We start from the raw sequence: 12188 nt of genomic DNA on the forward strand, positions 1-12188 counted from the left end.
TTGGGTAGGCAAACTGAACAAGATCAACAACGAATCTCACTACCAGTAGCTACAAGCTCCGCGACTCGGTGACGCTGAGTGTTGCGGACTGCTGACGTACGTCGCGCTTGTCCCCCTTGCGCGCCGTAACAGGTACTTCAACCCCTATCCCAGCCACACCAATCCCCACCCCACACCCGCGCGGCGGCCGAAGGCCGCCCAGGTTCGCGGCGGTGGGGTGCCCGCCGTTTGGGCGCCCCGGCGACGTGAACCGGACGCGCCGCCGCAGGCACTGCGGCCAGAAGCTCCGCGCCGCCGCAGGCACTGCGGCCAGAAGCTCCGCGGCCATCAACTCGCCTAGCCGGTACCGCCGGTGCCGCCGTTGCCGTCGTTGCCCACGTCGCCGGTGGTTTGGCCGCCGTCGGTGGTGGCGCCGCCGGTGGTGTCGGCTTTCTTCGGGCGGACCGACACCGAGCGGGACTTGCTGCGGGTGCCGTCGTCGGAGATCGCCACGATCGTGTACTTGTGGCCGACGTTGTCGCACGGGAACGCCACTTGCGGCGAGTCCTCGGGACCGTAGTCGTCGATCTTCCTGCCATCCACCTTCAGCTCGATCTTGCTGGCGTCCTTGACCTGCCAGGTCAGCTGGACCTGGCCGTCACCGCCGCCGGGGGTGCAGGTGACTCGGCTGGGTGCGTCGAAGGAGGTGATCCGTGGGCCGAGGCCGCTGGAACTGGCGGATGCGGACGCGGACGGGCTGGGCGGCGGCGCGGCCGTCGTCGGATTGATCGTGGGCGCGGTCGTGGGGGTCGCGGCGGTGTTACCGCCGCTGCCGAACAGCGCGGTGCCGGCGATCACGCCGAGCGCGGTGACCAGGATGATCGCGAGGACCACGCCGAGCACGATCAGCGCCGTACGGCCGCCCTTGCGCTTGGGCGGAGGCGCGTCGTAGTCGTCTTCGTCGTCATAGCCGCCGCCACCGCCCCCGTAGCCGCCGCCACCGCCCCCGTAGCCGCCGCCACCGCCGCCGTACGGGCCGCCGTAGTCGCCGTCCCGGCCACCGTAACCGCCGGCCGGGGGAACGGACGCGCTACCCCTGATCGGGCCGGTGCCGGCGGAGCCGGGCGGGAGCACCGACGTGCCGCCCGGGACGACCGGCACCGAAGCCGTTGCCCGGGTGCCACCGGGTGGCACCGGCGGCAGGTACGTGGTGTGGTCGCCGGCCGGGAACATCTCCCGTTGACCGGATCCGGCCGGCGGCACCTTGCGGGTGGGGTCGTTGCCGGGATCGACCGGCGGCATGAACGTGGTTCGCTCCCCGCCGGGGGCGGGCGGCGTGACCGGTTTGGTCATGTCCGCGTTGCCGGCCCCGTAGCGGGCGGTGGCGTCCGGATCCGGCCGACCGGCCGGTGCGTCATCGTCCTGGAACGGGTCGAACAGCTGGGTGCCGTCCGACTCCTCCGGCAGCGGTTGCTGACGACGAGCGCGGTCCGCGGCGGATTCATCATCCCTAAACGGGTCGAATCGCTGCGTACCGTCCGGCGCGTCGCGGTGCGGTGGCTGGCTCACGGTTGAAACGACAGCACATCACCATGTCATTCGTCTAATCGGGGTCGGTTTTTCAGGCCCCGTTGGGGGCCACCGAGGCCTTCCCGGCGACCGCTTCGCCGAGCAGTTCGACGATCTCGTCGGTGTCCCATCCGGGCAGCCCGAGGTGGGTACGGCTGGCGTCCTGCAGCAGCGCGGAGACGAAACAGTCGGCCAGCGCGGCGAGCCGCGGCGGCCTGATAGTGATGCTCGTCGCGGCGCTCACGCTGTCCCGTACGAGCTGGGCGAGTGTGTCGTGCACCGCAGCCAGCGCGCTGCGGACCTCCGGGTGGGTCTCGGCCTCCCGGACCAGGATCCGGCGAGCCGTGTACGACGACGCGTTCCACTCGTCGAACCGGCGGGCGACCCGCCGCAGGGTCGCCGGCACGTCACCGGGCACCGCGAGGCCCTCGGCCTCGTCCAGGTGGGCCTGGTTGGAGCGCTCGTTCACCAGCGCGACCAGCAGGTCCGTCTTGGCCGGGAAGTAGTAGAAAACCAACCCTTTGGGGACATGTGCGGCTTTGGAGATCTTGGACACCGCGGTCGCGTCGAACCCGTTGGCGGCGAACAGCCGCTCGGCGGCGTCCAGGATGCGGGCCCGACTGTCGGCGTCCGGGCCGGCCGCTCCCGGCCCTGGAGTGTGGGTGGCCATCGTGCCCTCCTGACAAACGCCGGCGGGGCCGGCAACCGCCGGCCCCGCCACCGTAGGAACCTCTTCCACTGGACGCAACTGGTTCAGTGCTGTGCCAGCTCCTTGTGCGCCTTGGTGCTCACTGGGACCGCCCAAAGGCCTGCCACGACGGCCACGATGCCACCGATCCACGAGGTCCAGGCAGCGCCGCCCAGTCCTACGTACGTGAACACGAACGGCGCGAGGAACAACAACACTCCCAGCACCGCGTGCACGTACTCGGTAGCGACCACGCCCGGCGAGTAGAGGGACCACAACGACGTGGCCGCGAGCAACACACCGAGCACGATCAGCGTGGTCAGGGCGCCGGGTTCTCCGGCCGTAGTGACCACCAACGGTGAAAGTGCGACAAGCACACCAACGACGAGCGCGACCCAGTCCTGCCATCGGGTCCATTGCTTCGCCATGACCGACCACCTCCTGAGAAGAACATCAGGTCAGCTCTTGACTGGCCATCCGGTCAATTTCAAGTATGCGTCGGAATCCCGGGCGTGGCAGGTCAGTGTGCGGTCGATCATCGCGGGCCCGCGACCGTCTAGTGAGGCCCGCCTTTTGCCCTATCTAGGAATGGAAAGTACGGCAATTCGCCGGAAAACGCTTGTAGGACAACGGTTACGCATCGTGCGTCGCTTGGTACCGTGCGTCTGGCCAGCCGTACGCCTGCCCGACCACTTCCAAGGAGCCCAGCGATGCCCGTTGAGCGCAACGATTTCCAGGGTTCGGGCGAGCGGCGGACCAGCCGGCGCGGATTGGTCACCGGGGTAGCCGCGGCCGCCGGCGGGGCGGCCCTGGGCGCCGTCGCACTCCCGGCAGCCGCGTCGGCGTCCGCCGGCCAGGCGGTCATCCAAGGCACCACGAACTTCGTCGGTGCCGTCGGCACCGGCCTCAGCTCGACCACGACCACCAGCAGCACCCTGGAGGTCAGCAACACCGCCAGCGGGTCCAACGGACGGGCACTGACCTGCACGGGCGGCAGCGTGCTGGGCGCCGCGATCTCGTCCGGCGGCACCCACGCCATGCTGGTGACCGCGTCGAACAGCAACGCGTACGCGGCAATCCTGACCGCCTCGACCAGCACCACCGGCAACGGCGGCGCGCTGCTCGTACAGAGCAACTCCAGCCACAACACCGCGCTGCGGGTCATCGGCAGCGGGGCCACCAGCGCGAACCTCGCGGCGCCGTTCTCGATCGGCGTCGACGTGGCGGCCGACTACCCGGTCAACATGACCGGTACGCGCAGCGACTTCTACACGCTGACCACGGTCGGCGGGAAGGGCCTCTACGCACGCAGCGGCACGGTCGCGATCACCACCGACGGCAACGGCCAGTTCAACGGGAACGTCGACATCACCGGCACGTTGACGAACCCGATGGCCACGATGACCATCGACCACCCGGCCGACCCGGCGAACAAGACGCTGAACCACGCGCTGGTCGCCTCGCCAGAGGCGAAGACGGTCTACGACGGCGTCGTGACCGCGGACGCGGACGGCAACGCGACCGTACGACTGCCGGCCTATTTCGGGCTGCTCAACGGCGACTTCCGCTATCAGCTCACCGCGATCGGCGCCGCCGCGCCGAACCTGCACGTGGCGACCGAGATCGCCGGCAACGCCTTCACCGTCGCCGGCGCGCCGGCCAACACCAAAGTCAGCTGGCAGGTCACCGGCATCCGTAAGGACCCTTACGCGCGGGACAACCCGGTGACCGTCGAGAAGCCCAAACCGACCAGCGGCTCGTTCCTGTTCCCGAGCGGCTACGGCCAGCCGCCCTCGGCCAGCACCAGCGCGGTCGAGCGCCAGCAGCACACTCGTACGACCGGCCAGCGACTCTAAGCGGGCGTGTTGTCCTCCGGCCACCAGCGGGCCACGGCGACGACGACGTGCTCGCCACGAAAGGGCACTGCCTCGGACAGCAACCGGGCGTGCGCCTCGGTCTCGTGTCCTGGGGGCAGCCGGCCGTTGCTGGCGACCACCCGGTGCCAGGGGACACCGCCGCCATAGCGGCTCATCACAGTGCCGACCGTCCGCGCCGAGCCGCGGCCGAGGTGGTCCCGCAGGATCTCGGCGATCATGCCGTACGTCATCACCCGACCGGGCGGGATCCGCTCCACGATGTCGAGCACCGCCTCCGCGTACTCACTCGGCAGCGTCAACACTCACCCCGGTTCGCTCCGACCCCGCCGGCGCGGCGATCGCTCGCACCGGATGGTAGTTGCGGCCACCGACAGCCCGGCGGCTAGTACTACAGGGCTACTCACGCGGATGAGAGTCGAGATCCAGAAGTTGGCTGCTGGTGCCGTGGGGAAGCCTTCATAGCAGCGCTATGGGGGCTTTCCCACGGTGCCTGCAGCCGACGCTTGGATCTCGACCCTCATCCACCTGGAATTAGGAGACACGCCCTAGTCCGTACCGACGAACGGGGTGATCCAGGTGCGGAACCGGTCGCCGAACTCGTCCTGCGCGGCCTTGACGATGGCACCGGGGTCATCCGCCGATTCCAGGCCGTGTCGCTCCCGCAACCACTTGACGAAGATGTCATGCGAGCCGCTGTGCTCATCGTCGTCTTGCCGGTAGAAGTACGCCTCGTCGTACATCGCCATGATCTCCGCGTCGTACGCGAGCAACCGCAGCAGCTCACCGAAGTTGCGCGCGATAATGTGCTCGCCGCCCTCGTCGCCGAACACCGCGATCGGCAGCGCGGCCAGGTCCTCGCGGTCGTCGACCCGCCAGATCACGTACTCCGAGCCAGAACCGTTGGCCTGCGCGATCGGGATCAGCCGATCGAGGAACTCGGGCTCGGTCTGGTCGACGGCGATGAACGATCCCTTGTCGTTGTAGCCGTAGATTTCGAAGCCGGCAGCGAGAAAGCTGTCGGCACTGTCGTAGAGGTCCTTGAGCTCGTTGAGCTCCGGGATCGGCGAGTACATGCGCACAACGTACAGATGGCGCCCACCAGGGGTGGGCGCCATCCGTACGTCCTAAAGGGAAGAAGTCGCTCAGTACTCGGGCAGCGACGGGTCGACGTTCTTGATCCAGGACAGCACGCCGCCCTGGACGTGGACGGCGTCCTTGAAGCCGGCCGCCTTGACCGCGGCGAGCGCCTCGGCCGAGCGGGCGCCGGACTTGCAGTGCAGCACGATCGGACGGTCCTGGGGCAGCTCGGACAGTGCCTCGCCGCGCAGGATCCGGTCCTTCGGGATGAGCACCGAGCCGGGGATGCTGACGATCTCGTACTCGTTGGGCTCCCGCACGTCGATCAGCTGGAACTCCTTGCCGGAGTCCATCATGTCCTTGAGCTCGAAGACGGTGATCGTGGAACCCTTGATCGCGTCCGCCGCCTCTTCGGTGACCACACCGCAGAAGTCGTCGTAGTCGATCAGCTCGGTGACCTTCGGTGCGTTCGGGTCCTTGCGGATCGGCACCTCACGCCACTTCATCTCCAGCGCGTCGAAGACCATCAGCCGGCCCAGCAGCGTGTCGCCGATGCCGGTGATGAGCTTGATCGCCTCGGTCGCCTGGACGGCCGCGATCGACGCGCAGAGCACGCCCAGCACGCCACCTTCGGCGCACGACGGGACCATGCCGGGCGGCGGCGGGACCGGGTAGAGGTCGCGGTACGACGGGCCACGGGTGTCCCAGAAGACACTGACTTGGCCGTCGAACCGGAAGATCGAGCCCCAGACGTACGGCTTGTCGAGGATCACGCACGCGTCGTTGACCAGATAGCGGGTCGCGAAGTTGTCCGTACCGTCCACGATCAGGTCGTAGTCGGCGAAGATCTCCAGCACGTTGTCGTTGTCGAGCCGCGTGTCATGCAGCACGACGTTGACGTACGGATTGATCTCCTGGATCGAGTCGCGCGCCGACTCGGCCTTGGAGCGGCCGATGTCGGACTGCCCGTGGATGATCTGGCGCTGCAGGTTGGACTCGTCGACGGTGTCGAACTCGACGATGCCCAGCGTGCCCACGCCAGCCGCGGCCAGGTAGAGCAGCGTCGGAGAGCCCAGCCCACCGGCGCCGATGCACAGCACCTTGGCGTTCTTCAGCCGCTTCTGCCCGGCCATCCCGACATCGGGAATGATCAGGTGCCGCGAATACCGGCGGACCTCGTTGACTGACAGCTCGGCGGCCGGCTCGACCAGTGGTGGCAATGTCGCCACGGTGGCGCTCCTCCCATGACGGTTGGGTCTTTACGGGGGCAACCACCCCAGCTCCCGCTATCTTCCCACCGTCCCGGAGTCAGGTACGCCAGCCGCGGCACACGTCCCGCCCCTCGGACACCCGCTACGGCGCGCCGTCCCACGGAACCCCCGGCGGATGCGGCACCGGTCGGTAGTGCAGGCCGTCGGTCGACATGAACTCGGCAGAGATCGAGGTGACGAATCCGCTCGCGACGTAGAGGCTGGAGCCAGCCCGCCTCAGGGTGCTGGCCTGTCCGGGCGTCCCGGCGATGGACAGCTGGTGGAAGGTCTGGCCAAGATCGGTGGTGCGCCGCAGCCCGTTGTTCCCCCACAGGACGAACGAGTTGTCGGGCAGAACCACGATGCCCGAGATGACATCGTCCAACGGGCGCACCGGTTGCCACGTGCGCCCGGTGTCCTTGCTCACGTACAACTCGCCTCTGCCCTTGGGGCCGTACATCGTCTTGGCCTTGTCGACCGGCGCGAGCGCGTGCACCGCGTAGAACGTCCTGCCGTCGTACGTCCCGACCTGCGCGGTTTGGGTGAGGGTTTTCCCGAAGCGATGGGCCTCCCAGCTCGCGCCCCGATCATGGCTGATGACGAAGCCATTCGCGCACGAGAGCCAGAGCGAGCCGTCAGGCAGTGGGGCATCTCCCGGATCACCGCAGTCCGCCGGCACTCCAGTCAGCGGGTGCAGCTGGCCAGTGGCTGGGTCGATGGTCCCCACAAAGCTGGTGTTTGAGTGCCCGCCGGAAACAACCGTGGAGTACGAGAGCAGGGGCCACTTCGGTGGGAGGGCGGACAACGCAGCACCGCTGTCCGACGGACGCCTTTCCCACCTCACGCCGGCGTCGTGGGTGATGGTATTGCCCAGGACGAAGGTCCGCGAGTCGATGCCCAGCGCGGTGATCCCGTTCGCGTCGGGCTGGAACCACGCCGGCATGCTCGACTGCCGCCAGGTGCGGCCACCATCGACGGTGTACGACCACGCGGTGGTCCGCTTGTTCTGGAATCCGACCTTCACGACCACGGTGTTGGCGTCGATGACCGAGGTCTCGTAGACGTATCTGGTTGGCGGCCGTTGGAGCACCTGGGTGACATGTGGAGTCCGGTCGGCAGTGGATACCGCCACGACCGACGTTGCCAACACCGCGACCAGCGCGGTGACGCCTCCGACGATCGCGGCCCACGAACGCCAGCGCCGGCGGGCACCGCGGGCGGCCAGTCCGGCGAGGCTGTCCAGCCGCGCGTGCGCGACGAACTCCTCCTGGATACCGGCGAAGCTCTCCGGCAGGTCGATCAGAGTCATCGCGCCGCCCTCCGAGTGTCGTGGTGGTCCGCGATCATCGCTTTCTCCGGCTCTCTCTCGTCCCATCCGACTTCATCGCGGATCTGGTAGCCGTCGGCGCGTAACAGCTCGGCGAGCGCGTTGCGGCCGCGGTGCAGTCTCGTCTTGACCGAGGTCACGGAGACCTCAAGAGCCTCGGCGGTCTCCTGGATGGACATGTCCGCGAGGTAGAACAGGGCGATCGTCTCCCGCTGGCGGGCCGGCAGCCGGCGTACCGCGTTCATCAGCACGATTCGCTCGGGTGCGAGTCCGGGCAGGTTCGTCGACTCGGGCTCGGCGAGCCTGGGCAGCAGCATTCTCAACCGCTGTTTGCGGCGGATCCGCGATCGGGCGATGTTCATCGTGACCGTACGCATCCACGCCACCGGGTTGTCCGCGCGCAGCACGAGCGCGGGCGTCGCGAAGGCTCGTACGAACGCCTCCTGGACCGCGTCCTCGGCCTCGGCCCGGTCGCCCGTCAGAGCGAACGCGGTCACCAACAAATAGCGCGACGACTCACGGTAGAGACGCTCGATGATCTCCCTTGCGGCGCGCGCTGGCGCACCCGCAGGCTCGGCTTGGAGCTGGTTGTTGTCCGTCACAGGGCCCCCGTCATCCGGCGTGAGATTGCAGGAGGGACGCCCGACAACGGCGAAAGGTTACCGCCTTCGACCACCGTTTCGCGGCCGCCAGCGTGGGCTGCTTACACTCTGCCCCAGAGGGCATTCTGAGAGCTGGGTATGCTTGCCTATGTTCGCGATGCCTCATCGCGTGCGTCACGCGCACGCGATGAGGCATGGCGAACAAGACCTGACATAGCTTCCCGGGCATATACCCAAAATCCGGTGACCGGGCGTGAGAATCAGTCACACCAGCCACTCCAGCCCCAAACCAGGCACCCCCGAACTCGAGTTTGCAGGGATGCACTGACAAAAAGCGGTGCCTGGTTCGTTCTCCCCGTCGGCGCTGGAAACTGGAAATAGGTCGTCTACGGAACGGCTGGGCCGGTGACGAGTTTGCCGTCCACGTACGGCCAGGGGTTGATGCGACAGCCTTTGAGGCCGAGCGTTTGCTGCTGCATGACCGGCGCGAGCTGGCCGGCGGCCGGGCAGGCCATGTGGCCGTGGCCGAGTCGGTGGCCGACCTCGTGGTTGACCGCGTATTCGCGATAGAGGTCGAGGTGGCCGACGAAGTCCGGGACGGCGGTGAGCCAGCGGGCCAGGTTGATCACCACGCCGTCGCCGACCCGGCAGGATGTGTAGCCGTCGGTGGTCAGCGGGAAACAGAGCCGGTCGACGGTCTTGGGTGAGGCGAGCCGGATGGTGACGCCTGGGGTGCCCGTGCTCACCCGCTGGAAGGCGATCTTGCCGGCGGCCGTCCACGATCGCGGGTCGTCGAGGATCTTGTCGACCTCGGCGGCAAAGGCGGCGGCCTGTTGGCCGGTGCCGTTTTCGACCTCCACTCGGTAGGTCAGCAGCGTGCCGTGTCCGACGACACCGGTGCCACCAGGCGCCGCGGTGAACGTGCCGGCGCCCTGGTCGACCACTCCGGGCGGCGCCGGGCTGTCCGACGGCTGCGGTGCCGCGGTCGAAGGACCGGCCGACGGTGAGGGGCCGGTGACGACCGGGGCAGCCGGCCGTACGGCCGAAGTGGCGGGAGCGGGCGTCTGCGCGGTGGTCGTGTCACCGGCGGCGGAGCGGTCCTTGAGACCGTTCGTGAGGTCGACGCTGACCAGCACCAGGGTGACGGCGAGGACGGCTAGTACGGTCCAGCGGCGACGCTGCAGGGCCTGTTGCTTCGCGGCCCGTGACTGGGCGGGCCGTGGCCGAGACTGGGTGGACCGAGAGCGGGCCGGGGCGGTCCTGGAGGGACTGCGCCGTGCCTCTCGATCCGTCACCTGGGTCACTTGATCAGAGTGCCACGAGTGACCGATCTATCCGGTTAGGCGCTCGTTGGGCGAGTCGTCAGCCGGCGACTGGCGCGGGCACGTCAGCCGCGGCCGCGTCCCGCAGCAGCGCGATGGTGGCCCGCGCGACCTGCCGCGGACACTCCATCTGGGCGATGTGGCCGGCGTTGCCGAGCACCATCAGCCGGCTGTCCGGAATCGCCCGCGTGGTCGGCAGCGCCACCCGGGCGTCCACCAACTGGTCCTTGCGGCCCCACACGACCAACGTCGGCGCGACCACCCGGCGAGCCAGCCACCAGAGCGACTGGCTCGGGATCGCCGCGTAGCTGGCGACATAACTCGCGACCAGCTGGCGGAAACTGCGGATGTACGACTCGCCCATCCACGGCAGCTCGCGGCGGACCCGCAGGGCCTCGATCGCCTCCTCGACGCGCTGCTCCGGCACGACCGAGGGATCCGCGTAGCAGCGCAGCATGGTCTCCCGGACGATGGCGGCGGGTTCGCCGGTACGGGCGATCCGGGCCACCAACCGGCCGTTGGACGGCACCGCGACGACTGGCAGCATCCGCAGCTGCAGCGGCCGCAAATGGACCGGCGGCATGGCTGGCGAGATCAGCGTCAGGGTGCGGACCAGGTCCGGTCGAGTAGCCGCGACCCGTACCGACACTGCCCCGCCGAGCGAGTTCCCGAACAGATGCACCGGGCCGCGGCCAGACTGCTCGATCCAGCGGATCACCGTCTCGGCGAACCGGGTCTGGCTGTAGTCGCCGCCCGGCGGCCGACCGCTGCCGCCAAAGCCGGGCAGGTCGAGCGCCTGCCCGTCCAACCAGGGCGCGAGCAGGCCGGCGAGGTCGGTCCAGTTGGTCGACGAGCCACCCAGGCCGTGCACATAAAGAGCCGGCTCCGAGCCGGCCCGACCCGGGGTGTCGCGCACCACGATGGGCGTACCGTCAACCTCCACTGTGCGGGCCGGCCACGGCCGCAACACCCCGCCGTTGGCAGACTGGGCACCATACTGGGCGAGGTCGGGAAGCTCCTCGTCCAAGGCCAGCGGTGCCGGCCGCGGGACCGGCGCGGCAGCGGCAGGGGGTCCGAAGAGAAGCATCTCGCCATGATAGCTACCCATTAGTAATCTGGTGTTCAGTTAGTTTTACCGAAAATGTTGGGTTCGGGGCCGCAGAGGTGCCGCGTGCGAGCATGGAGGGTCATGTACGGGGAAACGGGCACCACGGCGGCCACGAGCGCGAACATCGACCGGCTGGTCCGGAGCGGAGGCGAGTCATGAGCACCGAGCCGTTGACCAACGGTGCGGCGGCGCACCCCGCCGACGGGGAGCGCGCCACCGCGGCCCGGCTGCCCCGCCGGGTGCGCCGTGCGCAGCTGCTGCAGGCGGCTCGCGAGGTGTTCGTCGCGCAGGGCTACCACGCCGCCGCGATGGACGACATCGCCGAGCGCGCCGGCGTCAGCAAACCAGTGCTCTACCAGCACTTTCCCGGCAAGATGGAGCTTTACCTGGCGTTGCTGGAGACGCACACCACCGACCTGGTCGACCAGGTCAAACGTTCGCTGGCGACCACCACCGACAACAAGGTGCGGGTGCACCGGGCCGTCGAGGCGTACTACGAGTTCGTCGACAACGAAGACGGTGCCTTCCGACTGGTCTTCGAGACCGACCTGGGCAACGATCCGGCCGTACGAGGGCTCGTCGACCGCGGCAACCGGGAGTGCGCGCAGGCCATCGCGGACACCATCGCGGCCGACACCGGGCTCCCCCGCGAGCACGCCGAGCTGCTCGCCACCGGTCTGATCGGCTCCGCCCAGGTGTCAGCCCGATACTGGCTGACCACCGACCGAAAGGTCCCGATGGGCGAGGCGATCGAGCTGGTCGCCGCGGTCAGCTGGCGCGGCATCTCGGGCTTTCCCCGGCATTTGTAGGCTGCGTGGTTGACTAGGGCATGTTCGTCCGGCCTCTGGGGTTGGACGCTTCGTACGAGATCATGCAAGTCCTTGAGGAGGCCGCACAGGTGGAGGTCAAGATCGGCGTCCAGTTCGCCGCGCGCGAGCTGGTGCTGGAGAGCACGGAGTCGGCGGCCGAGGTGGAGCAGGCCGTCATGGCGGCGGTGTCGGACGAGTCGGGAGTGCTGACGCTCACTGACGACAAGGGCCGCAAGGTCCTCGTCCCGGCCGGCAAGCTGGCCTACGTGGAGATCGGTCCGGAGACCGCTACCCGCCGGGTCGGTTTCGCGGCCAGCTGACGGGTTTCGCCACGCCACCACGTGCCCAGCGCGTGGTGGCGTTTTGCTGCCCGTACGCGACTGGACTCCACTGACGTGACGGTCGCCGTTCGGGTCGAGGTCTCCGGTTTTGTCAGCCCCGCCGAGTTGGCTCGAGTTCGGGGGCGGCATTTTCAGCCCACCACTGCGCCGCGCCCGAGATCGTACGTTTCGCGCACCGGTCACCGCGAGAGCGTGGAAATGCGGTACGTCCGCGGATGAGGTGTGATCTTGTCGAGGAG

13 protein-coding genes are annotated in these 12188 nt (G+C 68.5%); 3 read left to right on the forward strand and 10 right to left on the reverse strand.

The features are described 5' to 3' along the window. Positions 1-336: 336 nt before the first annotated feature. The 3 genes from ABD301_RS31790 to ABD301_RS31800 all read right to left on the reverse strand — a co-directional run bounded on the left by ABD301_RS31790 (position 337) and on the right by ABD301_RS31800 (position 2664). On the reverse strand, positions 337-1548 hold the full coding sequence (locus tag ABD301_RS31790; protein ID WP_344313966.1) for a hypothetical protein: 1212 nt from the start codon (positions 1546-1548) through the stop codon (positions 337-339). A 52-nt stretch (positions 1549-1600) separates the two neighbouring features. Further along, a complete protein-coding gene (locus ABD301_RS31795) occupies positions 1601-2218 on the reverse strand; it encodes a TetR/AcrR family transcriptional regulator (protein ID WP_344313967.1) in 618 nt (205 codons plus the stop codon). Between the two features lie 83 nt (positions 2219-2301). Continuing rightward, positions 2302-2664 carry an SPW repeat domain-containing protein gene (locus ABD301_RS31800; RefSeq protein WP_344313969.1) on the reverse strand — a complete coding sequence of 121 codons (363 nt, stop codon included), beginning with the start codon at positions 2662-2664 and terminating at the stop codon, positions 2302-2304. 282 nt (positions 2665-2946) lie between these two features. Here ABD301_RS31800 and ABD301_RS31805 point away from each other — a divergent pair, with 282 nt between their 5' ends. After that, positions 2947-4092: a hypothetical protein gene (locus tag ABD301_RS31805; protein ID WP_344313970.1), complete on the forward strand. Its 1146-nt coding sequence runs from the start codon at positions 2947-2949 to the stop codon at positions 4090-4092. Here ABD301_RS31805 and ABD301_RS31810 read toward each other — a convergent pair. The 7 genes from ABD301_RS31810 to ABD301_RS31840 all read right to left on the reverse strand — a co-directional run bounded on the left by ABD301_RS31810 (position 4089) and on the right by ABD301_RS31840 (position 10778). Next, entirely contained in the window at positions 4089-4412 is a 324-nt protein-coding gene (locus ABD301_RS31810) for an MGMT family protein (RefSeq protein WP_344313971.1), read from the reverse strand. The two genes, ABD301_RS31805 and ABD301_RS31810, sit on opposite strands and share 4 nt — an antisense overlap. A 246-nt stretch (positions 4413-4658) precedes the next feature. Then, positions 4659-5186: a hypothetical protein gene (locus ABD301_RS31815; RefSeq protein ID WP_344313972.1), complete on the reverse strand. Its 528-nt coding sequence runs from the start codon at positions 5184-5186 to the stop codon at positions 4659-4661. A 69-nt stretch (positions 5187-5255) separates the two neighbouring features. Next, entirely contained in the window at positions 5256-6419 is a 1164-nt protein-coding gene (gene moeZ, locus ABD301_RS31820; RefSeq protein ID WP_344313973.1) for an adenylyltransferase/sulfurtransferase MoeZ, read from the reverse strand. Between the two features lie 124 nt (positions 6420-6543). Beyond that, on the reverse strand, positions 6544-7749 hold the full coding sequence (locus ABD301_RS31825) for a WD40/YVTN/BNR-like repeat-containing protein (protein ID WP_344313974.1): 1206 nt from the start codon (positions 7747-7749) through the stop codon (positions 6544-6546). Beyond that, a complete protein-coding gene (locus ABD301_RS31830) occupies positions 7746-8369 on the reverse strand; it encodes a SigE family RNA polymerase sigma factor (RefSeq protein ID WP_344313975.1) in 624 nt (207 codons plus the stop codon). Before ABD301_RS31830 ends, ABD301_RS31825 begins: the two co-directional genes overlap by 4 nt. Positions 8370-8755: 386 nt before the next feature. Continuing rightward, positions 8756-9673, reverse strand: a complete 918-nt coding sequence (locus tag ABD301_RS31835) for a DUF3152 domain-containing protein (protein WP_344313976.1) — start codon at positions 9671-9673, stop codon at positions 8756-8758. A 58-nt stretch (positions 9674-9731) separates the two neighbouring features. Continuing rightward, positions 9732-10778, reverse strand: coding sequence for an alpha/beta fold hydrolase (locus ABD301_RS31840; RefSeq protein WP_344313977.1), 1047 nt, complete (start codon positions 10776-10778; stop codon positions 9732-9734). Positions 10779-10954: 176 nt separating this feature from the next. Here ABD301_RS31840 and ABD301_RS31845 point away from each other — a divergent pair, with 176 nt between their 5' ends. Then, the gene (locus ABD301_RS31845; RefSeq protein ID WP_344313979.1) at positions 10955-11608 is read left to right on the forward strand and encodes a TetR/AcrR family transcriptional regulator; all 654 of its coding nucleotides are present in this window, start codon (positions 10955-10957) and stop codon (positions 11606-11608) included. A gap of 20 nt (positions 11609-11628) precedes the next feature. Then, positions 11629-11928 carry a DUF3107 domain-containing protein gene (locus tag ABD301_RS31850; RefSeq protein ID WP_425552001.1) on the forward strand — a complete coding sequence of 100 codons (300 nt, stop codon included), beginning with the start codon at positions 11629-11631 and terminating at the stop codon, positions 11926-11928. Positions 11929-12188: the final 260 nt, after the last annotated feature.

The organism is Fodinicola feengrottensis (assembly GCF_039530045.1).
Classification (GTDB): domain Bacteria; phylum Actinomycetota; class Actinomycetes; order Mycobacteriales; family HKI-0501; genus Fodinicola; species Fodinicola feengrottensis.